General features: G+C 70.1%; 17 protein-coding genes, 2 tRNA genes and 1 pseudogene. 14 read left to right on the top strand and 6 right to left on the bottom strand.

What is annotated here, in order from left to right:
- Window positions 1-233 precede the first annotated feature (233 nt).
- A pseudogene (locus AQI94_RS46705) lies at window positions 234-992 on the top strand (serine/threonine-protein kinase); the annotation flags it as partial.
- A 2,566-nt stretch (window positions 993-3,558) separates the two neighbouring features.
- Here AQI94_RS46705 and AQI94_RS02100 read toward each other — a convergent pair.
- Window positions 3,559-4,971 (bottom strand): amino acid permease, encoded by a 1,413-nt coding sequence (locus AQI94_RS02100; protein ID WP_031037018.1) that lies wholly within the window; start codon window positions 4,969-4,971, stop codon window positions 3,559-3,561.
- Between the two features lie 204 nt (window positions 4,972-5,175).
- Between AQI94_RS02100 and AQI94_RS02105 the strand changes: the two genes are divergently transcribed.
- On the top strand, window positions 5,176-5,661 hold the full coding sequence (locus AQI94_RS02105; protein ID WP_031037017.1) for a ribose-5-phosphate isomerase: 486 nt from the start codon (window positions 5,176-5,178) through the stop codon (window positions 5,659-5,661).
- A gap of 248 nt (window positions 5,662-5,909) precedes the next feature.
- On the top strand, window positions 5,910-6,719 hold the full coding sequence (locus AQI94_RS02110) for an Fpg/Nei family DNA glycosylase (protein WP_031037015.1): 810 nt from the start codon (window positions 5,910-5,912) through the stop codon (window positions 6,717-6,719).
- A 4-nt stretch (window positions 6,720-6,723) separates the two neighbouring features.
- Here AQI94_RS02110 and AQI94_RS02115 read toward each other — a convergent pair whose 3' ends face one another.
- Window positions 6,724-7,953, bottom strand: a complete 1,230-nt coding sequence (locus tag AQI94_RS02115; RefSeq protein WP_031037013.1) for a GNAT family N-acetyltransferase — start codon at window positions 7,951-7,953, stop codon at window positions 6,724-6,726.
- A gap of 169 nt (window positions 7,954-8,122) precedes the next feature.
- Here AQI94_RS02115 and AQI94_RS02120 point away from each other — a divergent pair, with 169 nt between their 5' ends.
- Together AQI94_RS02120 and AQI94_RS02125 are read left to right on the top strand one after the other, a co-directional pair.
- Window positions 8,123-9,316 carry a PP2C family protein-serine/threonine phosphatase gene (locus tag AQI94_RS02120; RefSeq protein ID WP_031037011.1) on the top strand — a complete coding sequence of 398 codons (1,194 nt, stop codon included), beginning with the start codon at window positions 8,123-8,125 and terminating at the stop codon, window positions 9,314-9,316.
- A gap of 145 nt (window positions 9,317-9,461) precedes the next feature.
- On the top strand, window positions 9,462-9,920 hold the full coding sequence (locus AQI94_RS02125) for an HD domain-containing protein (protein WP_031037009.1): 459 nt from the start codon (window positions 9,462-9,464) through the stop codon (window positions 9,918-9,920).
- On the opposite strand, the gene AQI94_RS02130 is transcribed toward AQI94_RS02125, so the two are convergent.
- Window positions 9,917-11,038 (bottom strand): acyltransferase family protein, encoded by a 1,122-nt coding sequence (locus tag AQI94_RS02130; RefSeq protein ID WP_031037008.1) that lies wholly within the window; start codon window positions 11,036-11,038, stop codon window positions 9,917-9,919. The genes AQI94_RS02125 and AQI94_RS02130 overlap by 4 nt on opposite strands.
- 365 nt (window positions 11,039-11,403) lie before the next feature.
- Between AQI94_RS02130 and AQI94_RS02135 the strand changes: the two genes are divergently transcribed.
- A complete protein-coding gene (locus tag AQI94_RS02135; RefSeq protein WP_007382026.1) occupies window positions 11,404-11,598 on the top strand; it encodes a hypothetical protein in 195 nt (64 codons plus the stop codon).
- A 45-nt stretch (window positions 11,599-11,643) separates the two neighbouring features.
- Here the strand turns inward: AQI94_RS02135 and AQI94_RS02140 are convergent, their stop codons facing one another.
- Window positions 11,644-11,937, bottom strand: a complete 294-nt coding sequence (locus AQI94_RS02140; protein ID WP_225890134.1) for a hypothetical protein — start codon at window positions 11,935-11,937, stop codon at window positions 11,644-11,646.
- A 145-nt stretch (window positions 11,938-12,082) separates the two neighbouring features.
- Window positions 12,083-12,156, bottom strand: a tRNA-Gly gene (locus AQI94_RS02145).
- A gap of 339 nt (window positions 12,157-12,495) precedes the next feature.
- Here AQI94_RS02145 and AQI94_RS02150 point away from each other — a divergent pair.
- The 5 genes from AQI94_RS02150 (at window position 12,496) to clpX (ending at window position 17,274) form a co-directional block, all read left to right on the top strand.
- A tRNA-Pro gene (locus AQI94_RS02150) sits at window positions 12,496-12,572 on the top strand.
- 181 nt (window positions 12,573-12,753) lie between these two features.
- Window positions 12,754-14,142, top strand: coding sequence for a trigger factor (tig, locus tag AQI94_RS02155; protein WP_031037004.1), 1,389 nt, complete (start codon window positions 12,754-12,756; stop codon window positions 14,140-14,142).
- 328 nt (window positions 14,143-14,470) lie between these two features.
- Window positions 14,471-15,076 (top strand): ATP-dependent Clp protease proteolytic subunit, encoded by a 606-nt coding sequence (locus AQI94_RS02160; RefSeq protein ID WP_031037003.1) that lies wholly within the window; start codon window positions 14,471-14,473, stop codon window positions 15,074-15,076.
- A gap of 70 nt (window positions 15,077-15,146) precedes the next feature.
- Entirely contained in the window at window positions 15,147-15,827 is a 681-nt protein-coding gene (locus AQI94_RS02165; RefSeq protein ID WP_007382023.1) for an ATP-dependent Clp protease proteolytic subunit, read from the top strand.
- Window positions 15,828-15,987: 160 nt separating this feature from the next.
- Window positions 15,988-17,274, top strand: a complete 1,287-nt coding sequence (clpX, locus tag AQI94_RS02170) for an ATP-dependent Clp protease ATP-binding subunit ClpX (RefSeq protein ID WP_031036999.1) — start codon at window positions 15,988-15,990, stop codon at window positions 17,272-17,274.
- A gap of 67 nt (window positions 17,275-17,341) precedes the next feature.
- Here the strand turns inward: clpX and AQI94_RS02175 are convergent, their stop codons facing one another.
- Window positions 17,342-18,361: a hypothetical protein gene (locus AQI94_RS02175; protein ID WP_031036997.1), complete on the bottom strand. Its 1,020-nt coding sequence runs from the start codon at window positions 18,359-18,361 to the stop codon at window positions 17,342-17,344.
- A gap of 136 nt (window positions 18,362-18,497) precedes the next feature.
- Here AQI94_RS02175 and AQI94_RS02180 point away from each other — a divergent pair, with 136 nt between their 5' ends.
- The 3 genes from AQI94_RS02180 (at window position 18,498) to AQI94_RS02190 (ending at window position 23,109) form a co-directional block, all read left to right on the top strand.
- Complete coding sequence (locus AQI94_RS02180; RefSeq protein ID WP_031036994.1) at window positions 18,498-21,122, top strand: valine--tRNA ligase; 2,625 nt, start codon at window positions 18,498-18,500, stop codon at window positions 21,120-21,122.
- Window positions 21,123-21,240: 118 nt separating this feature from the next.
- Window positions 21,241-22,725, top strand: coding sequence for a bifunctional tetrahydrofolate synthase/dihydrofolate synthase (gene folC, locus AQI94_RS02185; RefSeq protein WP_031036993.1), 1,485 nt, complete (start codon window positions 21,241-21,243; stop codon window positions 22,723-22,725).
- A gap of 9 nt (window positions 22,726-22,734) precedes the next feature.
- A complete protein-coding gene (locus tag AQI94_RS02190) occupies window positions 22,735-23,109 on the top strand; it encodes a DUF4233 domain-containing protein (RefSeq protein WP_031036992.1) in 375 nt (124 codons plus the stop codon).
- Window positions 23,110-23,147 lie beyond the last annotated feature (38 nt).

A 23,147-nucleotide genomic window follows, 5' to 3' on the forward strand; every position in this document is an offset into this window, starting at 1 on the left:
CCCCCTTGGCTGCGCCTGAATTCGCAGTACTTGAAGAGGTACCACAAGATTTCTCCGCACTATGCTGGTACGGCGCGAAGTGTGACCATTGTGTTCCACTCGGGACATCGTTGAGGGGGTGCAGCGGATTGCCGGGGAATGCGGGAGACACGGGAAATGCGAGGCGCGGCGGAGTTCCAGGGCTCCTGGTGACAGGACGCTATCGCCTGGTCGAAAGTATCGGCCAGGGGGGAATGGGACGGGTGTGGCGGGCCGCCGACGAAATGCTCGACCGGCAGGTCGCGGTCAAGGAGATGCGGATCGACGGCCTCGACGCGGAGGACACCCGCACCCGCCGTGAACGGACGCTGCGCGAGGCCAGGGCCACGGCCCGGATCGACCACCCCAACGTCGTACGGGTCTACGACGTCGTGGACGAGGGCGAACGCCTGTGGATCGTCATGGAGTTGGTCAAGGGCCGCTCCCTGGAACGGATGATCGCGGAGGACGGCCCGCTCGGACCACGCGACACGGCGCTGCTCGGACTCGGGCTGGTGCGGGCGCTCCGCCAGGTGCACGCACGCGGTGTCCTGCACCGCGACATCAAACCCGGCAACGTCCTGGTGGAGTCCGGCGACCGCACCGGTCACCGGATCGTGCTGACGGACTTCGGCATCGCCGCGATGCAGGACGCCAAGGCGCTCACCATGGTCGGCATGCTCGTCGGCTCCCCCGACTACATGGCCCCCGAGCGGGTCTCGGGCCGCCCCCAGGGACCCCCGTCGGACATCTGGTCCCTCGGCGCGACCCTCTGCGCGGCCCTCGGCGGCCGCTCCCCCTTCTCCCGCGACACCACCCTGGCCACGCTGCACGCCGTCCTCTACGAGGAGCCGGAACTCCCCGCGGCGGCGGGCCCGCTGGCCGACGTCCTGACCGCCCTGCTGGAGAAGGACCCCTCGATACGCCCGGGCCTGGACGAGGTGGAAGCGGCCCTGCACAGGGTGGCGTTCCCGGCGCCCACGCCGACTCTGCGGATGGAGACGGGGGAGGACGCGGGCGCTGACGGTGCGGGTGATGCCGGTGAGCAGCGGGGGACCGGGGAAGGCGGGGCCGCGACTTGGACCGACCCGGGGCGGGAGGACTCTGCGCGAGCGTCGGAGTCCGTACGTGCTGATGAGGCCCAGCAGCCGGAGGCGGCACCGGCACCGGAGCGAGCGGGGACGTCCGCACCGGCGTGGGCCCGGGGGGAGTTGAGGGACCCCAGAGATCCGATCGGGCCGGAGACGTCCGGAACCGCGGGGACCGCAGGGACGCCGGGTGGTTCAGGGGTGTCGGCAGACTCCGGTGCGCCGGGCGGCCCGAGCGATGCGCGCGGACACCCGTCGGAGGGGCCGGACACCCCAGCGCAACCGCCCAGCCCGTCGGTGAGGTGGACGAACCAGGAGCCGCCCACACGGGTCGTACGGGCGGTACGGGACCCGCGGGTGCCGGAGGCCGAGGTGCCGGGCCTCTCGGAACCGACGGGGTCCTTGGACGCGGTACTGCCCGGGCGGGGGTCTGCGGGGGCGGATGGTGCCGGTGGGTCGGACTCGGCGGCGGGAGGGTCTTGGTCTGTGACCGAGGGCGCGGAGCCCTCGGATGCCGTGCCGCCCGGTCATCTGCCTTCGGAGGCCGGGGGTGCCGGGGCTTCGGACTCGGTGCCGGCGGAGTCCCGGTCAGTGGCCGAGCGCGTGCAGCCCATGGATGCCGTACCGCCCGGGCACGGCCCCTCGGAGGCGGGCGCTTCCGACGCACCGGGCTCGTCGCCCGACGGAACTCGATCTGCCGCCCGGACTCCGGAGCCCTCGGATGTCATGGCGCCCGGGGGCGCGGCATCGGACGTGGCCGGAGCGGGCGACTCGGCCCCGGCCGTGGCTGGTGCGGGGGACTCGGCCCGGGCCGTCGTGGGTACGACGGGTTCGCCCCCGGACGTGACGGGAGGCGTGGATTCGGCCTCGGCCGCTGCAGGGATGCCGGACGTGGCTGGTGCAGGGGACTCGGCCCGGGACGTGGTGGGGACGACGGGCTGGCCGCCGGGTGCGGCGGGGGCAGAGGATTCTGCTCCGGCCGTGGTGGGGACGACGGGCTCACCCCCGGACGCCGCAGCAGCAGGGGACTCGGCTCCGGACGTGGCGGGGACAGCAGGCTCGCTCCCGGACCTGACCGGCGCCGAGGGCTCGCCCCCGGACACGCCGGGAGCAGGAGACGCGACCCCGGACGCCGACGCCGGGCCGGCAGGCGAGGTCGTAGCCGCTCGGGCCGAACTCGGCGTCCCCGTCGAGCCGTTCGTGACCGCCCGGTCCCGGCTCCGGGAGCCGTCGGCCGACCACCGTGCCAGTGCCTCCACCGAGGCCGTCTCGGAGGAGCGTTCGGAGGTCCGGTCGGAGGCGCCGTCCGGGAACTCGGCGGGAGCCTCGGCGGGAGCCGCGCTCCGGGCGGGTGCCACCACGACCAGTACGCCCCTCGCGAGCGCTCCCACGCAGGACTCCCTCGCGGCCGGCGTCCCCACGGAGCACTTCCCGATGCCGGACGCGCCGACACGCGACACCCCCCTGCGCGCGGCCTCCGCTCCCACCCGTGTCGGTCCGGCACCGCCGACCCGCCGTAGCCCCCACCACCCCGATCCGGCCGGTCCCGCCCCCACGTCAGGCTCGGCCGGCAACGGCGGACCCGGCATCGACACCGACGAACCCGCCGCGGACCCCCGTACCGAACCTCGTCCCGGCCGGGACCCCGACCCCGCCCTGATCCTGGGCCCCCACCCCCACCGCATGCCCCCGGGCGAACTCCCCGGCCCCGCCCGCCCCGCCACCCCGCACCGAGGCCGGCGCCGGACCGCCCTGGTCGCCGCCGGGAGCGTGGTCGCCGCGGGTGCCGTAGTGGTCGCGATCATCCTCGCCACCACGTCCGGCTCACCCGGCGACGACAAGGCGGGCGGCTCCCCGTCCGCCTCCGCGTCCGTCTCCTCCTCGGCACCCGGCGCCTCCACCCCCGGCGGCACCCCGTCCTCCACCGTCGAGGGCACCGCCCGCCCCCGTTCGCTCCCGCCCGGCGCACACGAGGAGGCCGGCGGATTCGCGTGGGCGACCCCCACCGGCTGGCGGCGGGACGTGAAGACGGGAGCCGAGGTCCACTACACCTCGCCGGACGGAGAGCAGGAGCTCGCGGCCAAGTCCTCCCTCGCCCGGGGCGACCTGATGGAGACCTGGAGGACCTCCGAGCAGAACGCCCACCAGGGCCAGGACTACCGCAAGATCCGTCTGGAGGAGACGACCTTCCGCGATCACCCCGCGGTCGTCTGGGAATACAGCTTCACCCTGGGCGGCGTCCCCTGGCACGCCCGGCTGCTCGGCTTCAACGTGGGCGACAAGTCGTACCAGATCAACACCTGGTACCAGCCGGACATCGAGACGCAGGCCCTCAGGACGTACGACGAGGTGAAAGACAGCTTCACCGTCCTGTGAACGCACGCGAAAGGACGCATACGAGAGGGGCCCCGCGGCACATGCCACGGGGCCCCTCTCGCACGACTGCTAATGCTCAGCCGACGGAGACCTTGTCCGTCACCTCGCCGGCCGGGGCGGCGCCCGCCCGCCCGCGGCCGAGCTTCTCCTTCACCACGGCGATGACCAGCACCACCGCCGCGACGAGCAGCGACAGCAGCACCGTCTCCCGACCGTCGTGCTCCGTGTCGGTCAGCATGTAGCCGAGGACGAACACGATCAACGCGGCCGTCGCCCAGGTCAGATACGGGTACAGCCACATCCTCACGACGAGCTTCTCCGGCGCCTCGGCCTGGATGATCTTCCGCATCCGCAGCTGCGAGAAGCAGATGACCAGCCAGACGAACAGGGCCACCGCACCGGAGGAGTTGACGAGGAAGAGGAAGATCTTGTCCGGGGAGAGGTAGTTGAAGAACACGGCGACGAAGCCGAACACCACCGACGCGAGGATCGCGGCCATCGGCACGCCCCGGCCGTTGACCCGCGCGAACGCCTTCGGCGCGTCTCCCCGCTCGCCGAGCGAGAAGGCCATACGGGAGGCCGTGTAGAGGCCGGAGTTGAGGCAGGACAGCACCGAGGTCAGCACGATGAAGTTCATGATCTGACCGGCGTGCGCGATCCCGAGGGAGTCGAGCGCGGCGACGTAGGAGCCGTCGTCCTGGATGGACTTGGAGTCCCAGGGCAGCAGGGCGACCACGACGAAGATCGAGCCGAGGTAGAAGACCGCGATCCGCCAGATGATGCTGTTGGTCGACTTGGTCACGGCCCGCTGCGGGTCCTCCGACTCACCGGCCGCGAGCGTGGCGATCTCGCTGCCCATGAAGGAGAAGACGACGAGCAGCACACCGGTGAGGATGGCGCCGGGCCCGTTGGGCAGGAAACCGCCGTGGTCGGTGAGGTTGGACAGCCCCGCCTGGTCGGCGTCGACACCCGGCAGGACGCCGAACACCGCGAGCAGACCGATGACGATGAACGCACCGATGGCGACGACCTTGATCCCGGCGAACCAGAACTCGAACTCGCCGTAGGACCCCACCGAGACCAGGTTGGTGGCGGTGAGCACGATCATGACGATCAGCGCCCAGCCCCACTGCGGTACGGCGGGTATCCACCCTTCGAGGATCTTGGCGCCGGCGGTCGCCTCCACGGCGAGCACGACGACCCAGAAGAACCAGTACAGCCAGCCGATGGAGAAACCGGCCCAGCGCCCGAGGGCCCGGTCGGCGTGCGCCGAGAAGGAGCCGGAGTTCGGGTTCGCGGCGGACATCTCACCGAGCATCCGCATCACGAGGACGACCAGCGTGCCGACGAGGGCGTACGAGAGCAGGATGCCGGGTCCGGCGGTGGCGATACCGGAACTGGAGCCCACGAAGAGGCCCGCTCCGATGACACCGCCGATGGCGATCATCGAGAGGTGACGGTTCTTGAGTCCGGCCTGGAGACCAGTCATACGGGGAATTCCTTCGTGCCGGGTGTGGGGCTCCCGTACGAGCGGTGTACGGGTCGGTCCAGTGAATCGGAGGCAAAGAAATTCGTGAACCTTTGAATCCAGATCGTTACTTGAGGTTTCCTTGAGGATCCATTGTCGGGTTCACGGTTTTCCTGGCTGACACCCGGGGCTGCTGCCCTGAAACAGCCGTGTCACACTCGTTCCATGCGCGTGTATCTCGGCTCCGACCATGCGGGCTTCGAACTCAAGAACCACCTCGTCGACTGGCTCAAGGCAGCCGGCCACGACCCGGTGGACTGCGGCCCCCACATCTACGACGCCCAGGACGACTACCCGCCCTTCTGCCTCCGCGCCGCCGAGCGCACCGCCGCCGACGCCGACTCCCTCGGCATCGTGATCGGCGGCTCCGGCAACGGCGAGCAGATCGCGGCGAACAAGGTCAAGGGCGTCCGTGCGTCCCTCGCCTGGAGCGAGGAGACCGCGTCGCTGGGCCGCCAGCACAACAACGCCAACGTCGTCGCGGTAGGCGCCCGCATGCACTCCACGGAGGAGGCGACGAAGTTCGTCGAGACCTTCCTCGCCACCCCGTTCTCCGGGGACGAGCGCCACCAGCGCCGCATCGACATGCTCTCCGGCTACGAGACCACGGGCGACCTGCCGGAGATTCCCGCGCATCACCCGCAGCAGTAGCCTCCGGCGGTGGGGCGGCGGGGGTTGTCGGCCGGGTGCGGGTGCGTGGGGGCCGGCCGCGCAGTTCCCCGCGCCCCTGGGCAGCCGACCTGGACGTCATCTCTCAGCCCGTCCGGCGTTTGAGGACGAGGCCCTTCGGGCCGATGGGGGTCGAAGGGGGCAGCGCCCCCTGGGGATGGGACGGGTAGGGGCGGCGGGGGCGAGGAAATCCGCCCGCACCCCCACCCGCAGACGAACAAGGAGCCACCGTGCCCGAGGGCCACACCATCCACCGCCTGGCCCAGGACTACGGTGCCGCGTTCCGGGGGACGAAACCCCGCGTCACCAGCCCCCAGGGCAAGTTCTCCGACGCCGCCGCCCTCCTCGACCGCTCCGGACTCACCCGCACCGAGGCCCACGGCAAACACCTCTTCCTCGGCTTCCGGGGCACCGACTGGGTCCACATCCACCTCGGCCTCTTCGGCAAGGTCACCTTCGGCGCGGCCCCCGCGCCCCCGCCCACCGACACGGTCCGCCTCCGCCTCGCGAACAGCACGGCGTACGTCGACCTCCGCGGCCCCACGACCTGCGCCCTGATCACCCCCGCCGAGAAGCAGTCGATACACGACCGCCTCGGCCCGGACCCCCTCCGCGAGGACGCCGACCCGCAGGCCGCGTACCGGCGGATCTCCCGCAGCCGTACGACGATCGCCGCCCTGCTGATGGACCAGAAGGTCATCGCGGGCGTGGGCAACGTCTACCGGGCGGAGGTCCTCTTCCGTCACCGCGTCGACCCGTACCGCGCGGGCAAGGACATCACCCCCGCCGAGTGGGACGCGCTCTGGGCCGACCTCGTCGAGCTCATGCGCGAGGGCGTGCGGAACAACCGCATCGACACCGTCCGCCCCGAGCACACCCCGGAGGCGATGGGCCGCCCGCCCCGCGTCGACGACCACGGCGGCGAGGTCTACGTGTACCGCAGGGCCGCTCTGCCCTGTCACATCTGTGGCGGCGAGATCCGCACCGCCGATCTCGCCGCCCGCAACCTCTTCTGGTGTCCGGCCTGCCAGAGCCGTTGAGAACCTAGAACCCGTGCGGCAGCCAGGGCGCCACCGCCGACCCGAACCCCACCGCCGCCTCGGCCAGCGCCCCCTGCCGTACCTCGCGCACCAGCCCGGCCCCCGCCAGCGAGGCGAGGCTCACGCCCCCGAGATAGGCCGCTCCCAACTCCCTTACGGACAGGGCGAGATCGGCCGCGTCCGTCGTACGCTCGCACGACGCACCCTTCGCGTCCCCGCTGAGCCGCCAACGCCCGCTGTTCCAGGGGCAGAAGGAGTCCTCGACCTCCAACACCACGTCCACCGGAGTCTGATAGGTCCGCGCCTCCAGCGCGGCACCCACGTCGACCAGCCGCACATGCAGCGAGTCCCGCACCACCAGCGAGCAGCGGCGGACGTCGGAGACCAGGTACTGCCAGGCCTCGTCGACGGGCCGTCGCCGGATGTCGATCCGCGAGGTGAGGTCCAGGTCGAACAGGAACCGCCACAGCGCGCCGTGCGTGGCCGGATCCAGCGCCTCCAGGTCGGAGACCACCACCGTGCCCTTGGGGCCGGCCGCCTCCCAGTCCGCCTTGACCCGGTACCGCACGAACCCGACGACCTCCCCGTCCCGCTCCGCGACCACGCACTGCAGCGGCGAGGCGCCGCCCCGGTCGCCCTCCGGGTCGAGCAGCCACAGCCGCTCCCAGCCCGGGATCCGGGCGACCATCCCGGGCCGCCGGGACACCAGCCGGGCGTACACCGCCTCGCACGCGTCGAGCACGTCGGCGGGCGCCGCGTACCGCAGCCGTACGTCGTCGGTGCCGGGCGATACGGACAGCCGAACCCGGGTGGTGTCGATGTCGGCGTTCACGTTGTAGGTGCCCACGCCGTACCCGAACCGGCCGTAGATCACCGGCTCGGAGGCGGTGAGCACGGCCAGCGGCTCGCCCCAGGAGCGCACGTCGTCCAGCTGGCGGCGCATCATCGAGGTCAGCAGCCCGCGCCGCCGGTGCGTGCCGGCCACGCCGACCATGGTGACGCCGGCCGCGGGCACGGAGGCCCCGCCGGGCACGGTCAGCCGGAAGCTGAACGCCCCCGCCGTCCCCACGCACCGCTCGCCGTCCCAGACGCCGATGGAACGCTCGTGCTCGGTGAGCTCACGCGACAGCTCCCGCTCCTCGGCCGACTCCGGAACCCCGCCGAAGGCGCGGATCAGGCTGTCGTACCACTCGTCCCAGTCGTCCTGCCGAAGCACCCGCAAGTCTGTCCCCATGAACCATGCCTACCAGGGCATTGCGGGAGGAGCGAGGGAATTTCGCCGCGGCCCGTCGTGCGCCGGGGCGGGTACGGCCCTTGAACCACTGTGAAGTTGAACCTCGCACGGGGGACAAGTCGTACCTCCTGTGCCAAGCAGGGGGTTCGACGGATAAGGTCCCGAACTAATGGCAGCAGGACGAGAGCGGCGCGCGGAAGCCGAGACGTTCACGGCCCGGTTGAAGATGCAGTGGCACCGGGTCCGCGTCGGGCTGCGCAGAAGCGCCGTGGACTACTTCCGCGGCGACGGCTCGGACTGGGTCGCGCTCGCCGGTCTGCTCCTGACCGTCCCGGTGATCACGTCCGTCACCCTGATGAACTCGGTGTGGTGCTCACCGGCCGCGCTGGTCCTGCCCATCGTCGCCGGCGGTCTGCTGCTGCGCCCGGCGAGCCTGCTCGGCCTGTACGCGGCGGCCGCGACCGCCCTGATCGTGGAGTCGGTGCAGCTCGGGCCGTACACCGAGGGCCCCTCCCGGGTCACCCCGGGCGTGGTCCTGGTCGTGGCCGCGTGCGGTTTCTTCGGCCTGCTGATCGCCCAGTTCCGCAGCCGGGTCGGGGTGCCCTGGCGGCGCGGCGGCACCATGCTGTTCGACCTGCGTGAACGCATCCGGGTGCAGAGCAAGCTGCCGCACCTGCCGCAGGGCTGGCACCGGGAGATGGCTCTGCGGCCCGCGGGCGGCCAGTCGTTCTCCGGTGACTTCGTTGTCGCGGCCCGTACCAACGGCGGCCGGACCATGGAGGTCGTCCTCACGGACGTCTCCGGCAAGGGCATGGACGCCGGATCGCGTGCGCTGCTGTTGTCGGGGGCGTTCGGCGGCCTGCTGGGTTCGCTGCCCCCGCACGCCTTCCTGCCCGCCGCGAACGGCTATCTGCTGCGCCAGGACTGGGACGAGGGCTTCGCGACCTCGATCCACCTGGTCCTGGACCTCGACTCCGGCGACTACGAGCTCTACTCGGCAGGCCATCCGCCGGGGCTGCAGCTCAGCGCGGGCAGCGGCCGCTGGGAGGAGAAGGCCGCGGAAGGCCCCCTCCTCGGTGTCTACGACGGCGCCCAGTTCGACCCGGTCAAGGGATCACTGCGTCCCGGCGACGTCCTGATGCTCTTCACCGACGGTCTGGTCGAGACGTCCGACCGCGACATAGTCGAGGGCATCGACCGGCTGACGGGGGAGGCCGACCGGTACGTGGCCGGCGGCTTCCACGGTGCCGCCTGGCACCTGATCGAGGCGGTGGCGAAGGACGTCAACGACGACCGGGCGCTGCTGCTGATCTGCCGCGAGGGTCCGACGGCCCAGGCGATACCGCACCAGCCGTTCGCCTGACGCAATCGGCTCCACTCGCTGCCAGGCGCCGCGCATGACCGCGGGGAGGCCCTCTGGTGGCCTGGTGGTCTGGTCGCCCTCGCCGGAATCGTCCTCGGCACGGCCTCCCGGTCCGCTCGGCGCCGCGGCGCGACACACTGGAGCCATGACCGACGAGTTGACCCTGGCCGAGGTCGAGGCCCTGGCCCGCGCCGCACACGAGGGCCAGACGGACAAGGCCGGCCGGCCCTACGCCGAACACCTGCGGGCCGTCGCCGAGGGCGTACGCGCGCGGGGCGGCGACGACGAGCAGATCGCGGCGGCCTGGCTGCACGACGCCGTCGAGGACGACGCGCTCTCCGCACGGTGGCTCGACGAGGCCGCGCTGAGCCGCCGTACGAAGGACATCGTGCGTGCCGTCACCAAGCGGGCCGGGGAGCCGCCCGAGGTTTACGCCGGGCGCATCCTCGCGACCCCGGGCGCACTGCTGGTGAAAGAAGCCGACCTGGCGCACAACGCGGACCCGGTACGCCTGGCCGTCCTCGACGAGGCGACCCGCACCCGACTGACCGAGAAGTACGCGGGAATGCGTGCGCTTCTCGGTCTGAGCCGCGGGTCCGTCTAGACGCCGGCCTTCTCGCGCGGAGCCGTCCTCTGCTCGCGCGCCCGGGCGGCCATGTCGGGAGCTTCCTTCTTGAACGCCCAGTTCATGTCGGGCTCCATCACGCACCGGAAGACCCGGCGCACCGGCGCGGTGCACAGCACGGTGACGGCGACCGCGGCCAGGGCGCTCACGAACAGCTCACCGGCCGGCCGGTGCAGCCAGGCCGGGTCGAACCAGCCCGCGAAACCCGCGCCCTTGATCAGGAAGCCGTGCAGCAGATAGCCGTACAGCGTGCCCGCGCCGAGGGCGGTGAACCACATGTGCCGGCCGGGCACCCAGGCGAAGAAACAGGCCGTCAGCAACAGCGAACTGCCGAACATGGCCAGCACCATGACCGGGCCGGTCCACCAGGGCGCGCCCATCTCCTGGACGGCGTTGCGGTGGTAGAACCACTCGGTGTTCATGCGCGGCACCGCCCACCAGCCGACCGCGAGGGCGGCCGCGAACACCGGGACCGCGGCGATCCGCACCGAGCGCCGGCGCACCATCCGGAAGTGCTCGGGCTTCAGGACCAGGCCCAGCACGAAGTACGGCAGGAACTGCAACACCCGCTGGAGATCCAGGTCGTCGCCGATGTCCGGGGTCACGGAGGCCAGCATCGCGATGCCGAGCGCGAGCGGCAGCGGCCACCGCACCAGCTTCCAGATCGGTGTGGTCAGCCGCCAGATGAACAGCGCCACCAGGAACCAGGTGAGGAACCACGGGTCCAGGAGGCTGATCTCCATGCCCGGGTCGTGGTCGGCGAACCGCTTGAAGAGCGAATAGCCCGTCTCGAAGACGACGTACGGCACCGCGACGCCGGTGACGAGCCGCTTCAGCCGGTCCGGGCGCATGTCGAAACTGCGCGAGAAGAAGCCGGAGATGACGATGAACGCCGGCATGTGGAACGAGTACACGACGGTGTACACGCCCTCCAGGATCCGGCTGTCGCCCTTGAGCGGCTCCCAGGCGTGCGCGACGGCCACCAGGACGATCGCCAGGTACTTGGCGTTGTCGAAGAAGGCGTCGCGCTGCTGGCGAGGCGGTGGGTCCTGCGGCGAGCGCGGACGGGGGACTGCGTCGGCGGCGGCTGGAAACATCTGAGGCACCCTAGCCTCGGCTGTGTGTTTCCGTAAAACCAGCCGTCTCGTTACCGGTTGTTCCCTTCTGAGCCGTCTTCAACAGGCCCGTGTTGTCAGGATTAATCCCCCTGAAGCCGCGCATAACCATGGCTGTCGTACAGCTGTGTCGATGCTTCGAATTCCCTGCGGACGGAATGTGCGGACACGGCGACCGGAGACCGAAAGGAACCGGCCAGGGGGTGCGGGGCGTGTATCGGCATGGCCAAACGTTGGCTCAGCGGCCGCATATGCGGGCCGCGTTGGTGGCACGATGGTTCTGGCGGGGGTCGCGGGGTCGCGTCCCCGGGCCGGGAGAGCGGGACCGACCGAGGGTGTGATCAGTTGTGGCCATTTCGCTGTCAGTGGTGCTGCTGTTGGGGATCATCCTGGTGGTGTTGATGCGGGGAGGCTCCATCAAGGCCGGCCCCGCCATAGTCGCGGTGCTCTTCGGCTTCTTCCTCGCCTCCACCGGCATGGCCGACGACATCCAACGCTTCCTGGACTCGATAGCGGAGACCATCAACTCGATCCAGTTCTAGCCCCGGAAGGCGCCCGATCCCCTGGAGGACCGGGTCGGAGGGCGGCTACGGCGTCGGAGTGGGCTTCCGGTGCCGGGCGAGCCGACGCCAGGCCACACAGAGGTTGATCAAGAGGAGGGCCGATCCAGCGACGGGCCACCCCACGGATCCACCGTCGCGGTAGCTCTTGATACCGGCGGACAGCATCAGTGCGCCGACCACGGGGCCGCCCACCAGGTCGAGAAGCTGGTTCGCCTGCCTCGCGATCTTCGGGAGGAGGACGTCCAGGATCTCCAGCCGCGCCGCGACTTTTCTGAGGAGGCTGCTCATTCGTCCCGCGATCTTTGCAAGGTCGACCACGGCCTGATCGTGGCAGGCGGCCACCCTCGTTGCCAAGGCGCACGCCCTGCTTCGCGGGCCTGCACCGCACGAGGGGCTGAACAGGACCCGGACAACGATCAGGGCCAGGCGGAGGATTGATCCTCTGACCTGGCCCTGATGTGTATGGAGCGGGCGACGGGAATCGAACCCGCGTAGCTAGTTTGGAAGACTAGGGCTCTACCATTGAGCTACGCCCGCACAGGACGCGCCGCGGTCAGGTGACCGACGGCACGAAAGCATCGTACCGGGTCGTCAGCCCTCGCCGCACACCCCTTCCATCTGCCTGAGCGCGCGCGAGGGATTCACGCCGGGGGCGTGCGCCGCGACATCGCGCCTGTCGGGGCCGCTCCCGCTTCCCTCCGGCCGAAGCCCGGGCAGCCGGCACACGACGCGCACCGCGCCGGATCGGGTCCGGGCCGCCTCCGTGACCCGGCCGGGCCTGCGTCGCAGGCGCCCGTGAGGGGGACCGGCGGCCGGGGCTCGGGAAATGCGGCAGCCCCGCTGCCTGCGGGCATGTAGCCTACGTGTCGCACCAGACGGGGTGTGGCGCAGCTTGGTAGCGCGTCCGCTTTGGGAGCGGAAGGCCGTGGGTTCAAATCCCGCCACCCCGACCACCTGCGCGATCAGCTCGCGCGACCGAGTCCGTGATCGCCTTTGGGGCGTGTCGCCGCTGCCGTTACTATGCAAGCTGCACGCCCGTGTGTCTCTCCTACTAGAAGTCCTCCGGGCGGCTATCCGCCGGAGCCGTTCTGGCCCCGGCAGAATCCGAGAAGTCAGCCACAAGGAGACCGAACCGTGAAGAGCGCCGTGGAGACCCTGAACCCGACTCGGGTTCGGCTCAGCATCGAGGTGCCCTTCGAGGAGCTCAAGGACAGCCTCGACGCGGCGTACAAGAAGATCAACCAGCAGGTCACGGTGAAGGGCTTCCGGAAGGGCAAGATCCCGGCCCGCGTCATCGACCAGCGGTTCGGCCGCGGTGCGGTGCTGGAGGAGGCCGTCAACGACGCGCTTCCCAAGTTCTACACCGAAGCGGTCAACGAGGCCGAGATCGACGTCCTGGGCCAGCCCGAGGTCGACATCACCGAGCTGAAGGACGGCGAGACGCTGAACTTCACCGCCGAGGTCGACGTCCGCCCCTCCATCGAGATCCCGGACTACTCCGGCATCGAGGTCGAGGTCGACGCGGTCGAGGTCAGCGACGAGGACGTCGACAAGGCCGTGACCGAGCTGCGTGAGCGCTTCGCCTCGACCTCCCCGGTCGAGCGCGCCGCCGAGGACGGCGACGTCATCACCATCGACCTGGAGGCCAAGGTCGACGGCGAGGTGCTGGAGGACGGCGTCGCCAGCGGCGTCTCCTACACCATCGGCTCCGGCGAGCTGCTGGACGGCATCGACGACGCCGTGAAGGGCCTGGAGGCCGGTGGCGAGGCCACCTTCACCTCTGAGCTCAAGGGCGGCTCCGCGGCCGGCAAGGAGGCCGAGGTCACCGTCAAGGTCACCCAGGTCGCCGCCCGCGAACTGCCCGAGCTGGACGACGAGTTCGCGCAGCTCGCCTCCGAGTTCGACACCCTTGAGGAGCTGCGGGCCGACAGCCGCAAGCGCCTCGAGAACATGAAGCAGTACGACCAGGCCACCCAGGCCCAGGAGCGCGTCCTGGAGAAGCTCCTGGAGCTCGTCGAGGTGCCCGTCCCCGAGAAGCTCCTCGAGGACGAGGTCAACACCCGCAAGCACAACCTGGAGCACCACCAGCTCGGCCAGATGGGCCTCGACCTCGAGAAGTACCTCGAGATCCAGGGCAAGACGGCCGAGGAGTTCGACACCGAGACCAAGGACGCCGCGGTCAAGGGCATCAAGACCCAGTTCGTGCTCGACGAACTCGTCAAGCGCGAGAAGCTGAACGTCAACCAGGAGGAGCTCACCGAGCACCTCATGCGCCGTGCGGCTTCCTCCGGCATGTCCCCCGACCAGTTCGCCCAGGCGGTCGTCGAGGGCGGTCAGGTTCCGCTCCTCGTCGGCGAGGTCGCCCGCGGCAAGGCCCTGGCCGTCGTGGTCGAGGCCGCCACGGTCAAGGACACCAACGGCGAGGTCATCGACCTGGACGACGACGAGGACGAGACGGCCGAGACCGTCGAGGCCGCCTCCGAGGAGACCCCGGCCGAGGCCGAGGAGAAGACCGAGGGCTGAGCCCACGGCCTCGCGAACGTCGTAGGAAGGGCCCCGGAGACGCATGTCTCCGGGGCCCTTCCGGCATCGGTGCGCGGGACCCGGCGCGGGCACGGGGAACAGTGCGGCGGACCGCGGATCGTCCGCGCCCGGCGGCCGAGCGGCGATACCACGGCGCTACGCCCCCGGCGAACACCCCCCTTACCGGGATTCCCCAAGGGGACCAGCGCGTTAGGGTCCATGAGTACCAGGGCAGGGAAGTCCCGCAAACTGCCCAGCCCCCGGACGGGAACACGTAAGACGGCCCGGCGCCGTCGTAAGACGAGCAGGTGGATACGTGACGAATCTGATGCCCTCCGCCGCCGGCGAGCCTTCCATCGGCGGTGGCCTCGGCGACCATGTCTACAACCGGCTGCTCAACGAGCGGATCATCTTCCTCGGCCAGCCGGTCGACGACGACATCGCGAACAAGATCACCGCGCAGCTGCTGCTCCTTGCCGCTGACCCGGAAAAGGACATCTACCTCTACATCAACAGCCCCGGCGGATCGATCACCGCCGGCATGGCGATCTACGACACCATGCAGTACATCAAGAACGACGTGGTGACCATCGCCATGGGCCTGGCGGCCTCCATGGGCCAGTTCCTGCTCAGCGCGGGCACGCCGGGCAAGCGCTTCGCCCTGCCGAACGCCGAGATCCTGATCCACCAGCCGTCCGCCGGCCTCGCCGGTTCGGCCTCGGACATCAAGATCCACGCCGAGCGGCTGCTGCACACCAAGAAGCGCATGGCCGAGCTCACCTCGCAGCACACCGGCCAGACGATCGAGCAGATCACCCGCGACTCGGACCGCGACCGCTGGTTCGACGCGTTCGAGGCCAAGCAGTACGGCCTCATCGACGACGTGATCGCCACGGCCGCCGGTATGCCGGGCGGCGGCGGCACCGGGGCCTGAGCCCCATGCGGGGCCACAACACCCCCGTACAGCCCCTCAGCCGACCGCCTAAGCCCCTAGGAGACAGACAGTGAACGACTTCCCCGGCAGCGGCCTCTACGCCCGCACCGAGGCCGAGTACACCGGCCCGCGCGCCGAGTCCCGTTATGTGATCCCCCGCTTCGTCGAGCGCACCTCGCAGGGCATCCGCGAGTACGACCCGTACGCGAAGCTCTTCGAGGAGCGCGTGATCTTCCTCGGCGTGCAGATCGACGACGCCTCCGCCAACGACGTCATGGCGCAGCTGCTGTGCCTGGAGTCGATGGACCCCGACCGGGACATCTCCGTCTACATCAACAGCCCCGGTGGCTCCTTCACCGCGCTGACCGCCATCTACGACACGATGCAGTTCGTGAAGCCGGACGTCCAGACGGTCTGCATGGGTCAGGCGGCCTCCGCCGCGGCGATCCTGCTGGCCGCCGGTACGCCCGGCAAGCGCATGGCGCTGCCCAACGCGCGGGTGCTCATCCACCAGCCGTACAGCGAGACCGGCCGCGGTCAGGTCTCCGACCTGGAGATCGCCGCCAACGAGATCCTCCGGATGCGCGCCCAGCTGGAAGACCTGCTGGCCAAGCACTCCACGACGCCGATCGAGAAGATCCGCGAGGACATCGAGCGCGACAAGATCCTCACGGCCGACGACGCCCTGGCGTACGGCCTGATCGACCAGATCATCTCCACCCGGAAGATGAACAACGCCGCCGTCCGCTGACGCGGCCCCGTAGGATATGCCGCCCCTTGGCACAGTGCACGTCAAAGTGAACCCTGCCAAGGGGGGCCCGAACGGGGGGCCCGGCAAGGTACCGTCGGACATAAGGCAGCACCAGGAGCCGCTGGACCTAGGCGTCTCCCAGGCGAAGGGGAAGCACACCGTGGCACGCATCGGTGACGGCGGCGATCTGCTCAAGTGCTCGTTCTGCGGCAAGAGCCAGAAGCAGGTCAAGAAGCTCATCGCAGGGCCTGGTGTGTACATCTGCGACGAGTGCATCGATCTCTGCAACGAGATCATCGAGGAGGAACTCGCGGAGACGAGCGAGGTGCGCTGGGAGGAACTGCCCAAGCCCCGCGAGATCTACGAGTTCCTGGAGGGCTACGTGGTGGGCCAGGAGCAGGCCAAGAAGGCCCTCTCCGTGGCGGTGTACAACCACTACAAGCGCGTCCAGGCCGGCGAGAACGGCGGCGGCAGCAGCCGTGACGACGCGATCGAGCTGGCGAAGTCCAACATCCTCCTGCTGGGCCCCACGGGCTCCGGCAAGACGCTCCTCGCCCAGACCCTCGCCCGCATGCTGAACGTCCCGTTCGCGATCGCGGACGCGACAGCGCTCACCGAGGCGGGATACGTCGGCGAGGACGTCGAGAACATCCTGCTCAAGCTGATCCAGGCGGCCGACTACGACGTCAAGAAGGCCGAGACCGGGATCATCTACATCGACGAGATCGACAAGGTCGCGCGGAAGAGTGAAAACCCGTCGATCACGCGGGACGTGAGCGGCGAGGGCGTGCAGCAGGCGCTCCTGAAGATCCTTGAGGGCACCACGGCCTCGGTCCCGCCGCAGGGCGGACGCAAGCACCCGCACCAGGAGTTCATCCAGATCGACACGACGAACGTCCTGTTCATCGTGGGCGGTGCCTTCGCGGGCCTGGAGAAGCTCATCGAGTCCCGGGCGGGCGCCAAGGGCATCGGCTTCGGGGCGACGATCCGCTCCAAGCGCGAGCTGGAGGCCAAGGACCAATTCGAGGACGTCATGCCCGAGGACCTGGTCAAGTTCGGCATGATCCCCGAGTTCATCGGCCGCCTCCCCGTCATCACCTCCGTCCACAACCTGGACCGTGAGGCCCTCCTCCAGATCCTGGTCGAGCCGCGCAACGCACTGGTGAAGCAGTACCAGCGTCTGTTCGAACTCGACGGCGTGGAGCTGGACTTCGAGCGCGAGGCGCTGGAGGCCATCGCCGACCAGGCCATCCTCCGCCAGACCGGCGCGCGCGGCCTGCGCGCCATCATGGAAGAGGTCCTCCAGGGCGTCATGTACGAGATCCCGTCCCGCAAGGACGTGGCCCGCGTCGTCATCACGGCGGACGTCGTCCACTCCAACGTCAACCCGACGCTGATCCCGCGGGACGCGCGCGGACGGGGTTCGGGCGAGCAGAAGACGGCGTAACCGCCCAGGACATGCGAAGGGGCCCCGGTCAACCGACCGGGGCCCCTTCGCTGTTACGGGTGCCGCGTCAGGCCTTGACGCGTACGTCGTTGCGGAGCTTCGCGGTCAGTGCGGCCGCGTCCTCCATGGAGGTGCTCTTGCCCTCCGCCAGCCCGGCGATGTCGAACGCCAGGACATAGGTGACGGTGCTGTGATCGGCCCAGATGCAGAACGGCATCGTCACGGTCTGCCCGGACTCGGTGGTCTTGATCTCCTGGCACTTCAGGACGCCGTTCTCGAAACCGGCGGGCGTGAACTCCGTCGGGCTGCCGACGAGTTCACCGCTCTTGGAGCTCTTCGACGCCTCCGACTTGGTCTGGGCGAACATCGCGTCGATGACCTTCTCCGGGTCGTCGATGGTGCCGTACACACCGGCGAACGTCAGGTTCTTCGAGGTCAGACCGGAGCCCGCGGTGTAACTCGCGCTGACGTCCTTGGGGTTGTCCACGCCCCACGACTCCGCGTCCTTGATGTCGTCGTCGGTCATCCCGCCGACCCCGGTGTCGGAGCCCTTCTTGTACTCACCGTCGAGGACGGTCGCCGGAGCGGTCAGCTTGTGCGCCCCGTCGTCCGCGATGTCCGAGCCGCCGCCCCCGTTCCCGCCGCCGCCGATCACGAGGTACGCGCCGACGGCGATCGCGGCCACGACCGCCACCGCGCCGATGACGATGCCGATCTTCTTCCCGTTGCCGCCGCCCGGCGGAGGGGGCTGCGGGACGCCGTAGGGGGCCTGGCCGTACGGCGGCTGCTGGCCGTACGGGGCCTGCTGGCCGTAGGGAGCCTGCGGCTGGCCGTACGCCGGCGTGCCCTGCGGCGGCACCCCGCCCTGCTGCGGGTAGCCGTACCCCGGCTGCGGAGGCTGCTGGCCGGGCTGCTGAGGAGGCTGTCCCGGCTGCTGGGGCGGCGGTGCCTGCTGGGGGTAGCCATAGCCGGGCTGGGGCGCCTGCGGCGGCTGGCCGTAGGGGCCCGGCTGGCCGTACGGCCCGGGCTGCGGCGGCTGCCCGGGCTGCTGGGGCTGCCCGTACGGGCCCGGCTGGTTGTGACTCATCTCTGGGTTCCCCTCCAGATGCTTATGTGTTCCTGACATCCTGGCCCAGGCCAAGTCGGCACAGGGCATCGGGGGGCCCACCGTTACAGAACAAACGCGTTTCGGGACACGCCCGGGACACCCCTAAACTGACCCCGTGACCGAGAACGCTCAGCAGCAGCCCACAGCGCCCAGCACCGAACTGCCGACCCAGTACGCGCCGGCCGAGGTAGAGGGGGCGCTGTACGAGCGCTGGGTGGACAAGGGGTACTTCACCGCCGACGCGAAGAGCGACAAGCCGCCGTACACCATCGTCATCCCGCCGCCGAACGTCACGGGCAGCCTGCACCTCGGGCACGCCTTCCAGCACACGCTGATGGACGCCCTCACCCGCCGCAAGCGCATGCAGGGCTATGAGGCGCTGTGGCTGCCGGGCATGGACCACGCCGGTATCGCGACCCAGAACAAGGTCGAGCAGCAGCTCGCCGAGGAGGGCAAGTCCCGCCACGACCTGGGCCGCGAGGAGTTCGTCGAGCGCGTCTGGCAGTGGAAGGAGGAGTACGGCGGCCGGATCCTCGGCCAGATGCGGCGCCTCGGTGACGGCGTCGACTGGAGCCGTGAGCGCTTCACGATGGACGAGGGTCTGTCCGAGGCCGTCCTCACCATCTTCAAGCGGCTCTACGAGGACGAGCTGATCTACCGCGCCGAGCGCATCATCAACTGGTGCCCGCGCTGTCTGACGGCCATCTCCGACATCGAGGTGGAATACCAGGAGGACGCGGGCGAGTTGGTCTCGATCCGCTACGGCAAGGGCGAGGACAGCCTCGTCGTCGCGACCACGCGCGCGGAGACGATGCTCGGTGACACGGCCGTCGCCGTCCACCCCGACGACGAGCGCTACCAGCACCTCATCGGCAAGCAGATCAAGCTGCCGCTCACCGACCGCACCATCCCGGTCGTCGCCGACACCCATGTCGACCCCGAGTTCGGCACGGGCGCGGTCAAGGTGACCCCCGCGCACGACCCGAACGACTTCGAGATCGGCCGCCGCCACGACCTGCCGTCCCTGACGATCATGGATGAGCACGGTGTCATCACGGTCCACGGCCCCTTCCTCGGCCTGGACCGCTTCGAGGCCCGCTCGACCGTCGTCGGAGCCCTCAAGGAGCAGGGCCGGATCGTCGCCGAGAAGCGCCCGTACATGCACTCCGTCGGCCACTGCTCGCGCTGCAAGACCACGGTCGAGCCGCGCCTGTCGATGCAGTGGTGGGTCAAGGTCGGCCCGCTCGCCAAGGCCGCCGGTGACGCGGTTCGCGACGGCCGCGTCAAGATCCACCCCGAGGACATGTCGAAGCGCTACTTCGACTGGGTCGACAACATGCACGACTGGTGCATCTCGCGCCAGCTGTGGTGGGGCCACCGCATCCCGATCTGGTACGGCCCCGACGGCGAGGTCGTCTGCGTCGGACCCGGCGAGGAGCCGCCCACCGGCGAGGGCTGGACCCAGGACTCCGACGTCCTGGACACCTGGTTCTCCTCCGGCCTGTGGCCGTTCTCCACGCTCGGCTGGCCCGAACAGACCGAGGACCTGCGGAAGTTCTATCCGACCGACGTCCTGCTCACCGGCCACGACATCATCTTCTTCTGGGTCGCCCGGATGATGATGTTCGGCCTCTACGCCATGGACGGCCAGGCCCCCTTCCACACCATCGCGCTGACCGGCCTGGTCCGCGACGAGTTCGGCAAGAAGATGTCGAAGTCGAACCCCAACGCGGTCGACCCGCTGGTCTGGATGGACGCCTACGGCTCCGACGCCGTCCGCTTCACCCTCGCCAACGGCGCCAACCCGGGCGCGGACGTGCCGATCGGCGAGGACTGGGTCAAGGCCTCCCGGAACTTCACCAACAAGATCTGGAACGCCACCCGCTTCGCCCTGATGAACGGCGCCACGGTCGAAGGGCCGCTGCCGGAAGCCTCCGAGATGTCCGCGACCGACCGCTGGATCCTGTCCCGGCTCAACACCACGGTCGCCCAGGTCGACGCGTACTACGACGACTACCAGTTCGCCAAACTCGCCGACGCGCTCTACCACTTCGCGTGGGACGAGGTCTTCGACTGGTACGTCGAGCTGTCGAAGACGACCTTCTTCGCGGGCGGCGAGCAGGCCAAGGTCTCCGGCCGGGTCCTCGGCGAGGTCCTCGACGTCACGCTGCGCCTCCTCCACCCGGTCATCCCGTTCGTGACGGACGCCCTGTGGACCACCCTCACCGGCGGCGAGTCCCTGGTCATCGGCGAGTGGCCGGCCGACAGCGGCTTCCGCGACAAGGACGCCGAGCTGGAGATCGAGCTGGTCCAGCGGGTCGTCACCGAGGTCCGCCGGTTCCGCAAGGACCAGGGCCTGAAGGACGGCCAGAAGGTCCCGGCCCGCCTGGAGCTCACCGGTACCGCCCTCGCCGCCCACGAGGCCGCCATCCGCCAGCTCCTGCGCCTCCAGCCGGAGGGCGAGACCTTCACGGCCACGGCGACCCTCCCGGTCGCCGGTGCCACGGTCGCGCTCGACCTCTCCGGCACGATCGACGTGGCGGCGGAGCGCAAGCGCCTCGCGAAGGACCTGGCGGCGGCCGAGAAGGAGAAGGCCCAGGCCAACGCCAAGCTCGGCAACGAAGCGTTCCTCGCGAAGGCCCCGGACAACGTGGTGGACAAGATCCGCGGCCGCCTGGCCAAGGCGGACGAGGACATCCAGAGGATCCAGGAGCAACTGGACAGGCTTCCGCAAGCCTGACCCCCTAGGGGCGCGGGGAACTGCGCGACCGGCCACAAACTTCCCCGCGCCCGCCAGGCGGCATCGGCCACCCCACTCCGAAGGCACTCTGTCAGTCCGCGTCCGTAGACTGGGGCCCGTGAGTGAGACCGACCCCTTCGACGAGATCGTCGCCGCCGAAACCGACCGAGACCCCGACCTCGCGGTCATCGAGGCCGGCAGCCGCACCCTGCGCACCCAGGGCGGCCCGCCGGAGGCAGACGTGCCCGCACGCCCAGAGGACCCCGAGGTCGACAAGGCTCTGCGCGAGGTCGAGGCGGAGCTCGCCACCCGCTGGGGCGAGAGCAAGCTGGAGCCCTCGGTCGGCCGGATCGCCGCGCTGATGGACGTGCTGGGCGAGCCGCAGCGGTCGTACCCCTCGATCCACATCACGGGGACGAACGGCAAGACCTCCACGGCCCGCATGATCGAGGCCCTGCTCGGCGCCTTCGAACTGCGCACGGGCCGCTACACCAGCCCCCACGTCCAGTCGGTCACCGAGCGCATCAGCCTGGACGGCGCCCCGATCTCCGCCGAGCGGTTCATCGAGACCTACGAGGACATCAAGCCGTACGTCGAGATGGTCGACGCGCAGCAGCAGTACCGGCTGTCCTTCTTCGAGGTGCTGACCGGCATGGCGTACGCCGCCTTCGCGGACGCGCCCGTCGACGTGGCCGTCGTCGAGGTCGGCATGGGCGGCTCCTGGGACGCCACCAACGTGATCGACGGCGATGTCGCCGTGGTCACCCCCATCGACCTGGACCACACCGACCGGCTCGGTGGGACACCGGGTGAGATCGCGGTCGAGAAGGCCGGGATCATCAAGCAGGACGCGGTCGTCGTGCTGGCCCAGCAGCCGGTCGACGCGGCGCAGGTCCTGCTGAAGAAGGCCGTCGAGGTGGACGCGACCGTCGCGCGCGAGGGCCTTGAGTTCGGGATCGTCTCCCGGCAGGTCGCCGTCGGCGGTCAGCTGCTGACCCTGCGCGGCCTCGGCGGCGAGTACGAAGAGGTGTACCTGCCGCTGCACGGCCCGTACCAGGCGCACAACGCGGCTGTGGCGCTCGCCGCCGTGGAGGCCTTCTTCGGCGTGGGCGCCCAGCGCCCGGACCGCCTCGACATCGACACCGTCCGCAAGGCCTTCGCGGCCGTCTCCGCCCCGGGCCGCCTCGAAGTCGTACGGCGTTCCCCGACGGTCGTCCTGGACGCCGCCCACAACCCGGCGGGCGCCCGCGCCACCGCGGAGGCGGTCGGCGAGGCCTTCGACTTCAGCCGGCTGATCGGCGTGGTGGGCGCGAGCGGCGACAAGAACGTGCGGGGGCTGCTCGAAGCCTTCGAGCCGATCTTCGCCGAGGTCGTGATCACCCAGAACTCCAGTCACCGCGCGATGGACGCCGACGAGCTCGCCGCGATCGCCGTCGAGGTGTTCGGCGAGGAGCGCGTCCAGGTCGAGCCGCGGCTGCCGGACGCCCTGGAGGAGGCGATCACGCTGGCCGAGGAGGACGGCGAGTTCGCGGGCGGCGGTGTGCTGGTCACCGGGTCGGTCATCACGGTCGGCGAGGCCCGGCTGCTACTGGGAAGGGGCTGAGTCCCGGCCATGCGTACGCTCTGTGCATCGACCCTGATCGGTGAGTTCTTCGTCGTCGGCTTCGCCGCGCTGGTCGCGATGAAGGACCCCGACCTCGCCGCCTCCACGGTGTGGACGGTCAGCGGCATCGCCATGTTCCTGTGTCTCGCGCTGTGCGGGGTGGTGACCCGGCCCGGCGGCATCGCCCTCGGCTGGGCGCTCCAGATCGCCCTGATCGCCTCCGGCTTCGTGGTGCCGACGATGTTCTTCCTGGGCGCGGTCTTCGCGGCCCTGTGGTGGGCCTCCGTGCACTACGGCCGGAAGATCGACGAGGCCAAGGCGAGATTCGCCGCCCAGTCCGCCCAGTCCGCCCAGGCGGACTCCCCTGCACCTGACGCAGTGTGACGAGCGCACCGACACGCCCTGTAATCTCGTCCCACCGC

It is taken from the genome of Streptomyces pseudovenezuelae (genome assembly GCF_001513955.1).
GTDB classification, from domain to species: Bacteria; Actinomycetota; Actinomycetes; order Streptomycetales; family Streptomycetaceae; genus Streptomyces; species Streptomyces pseudovenezuelae.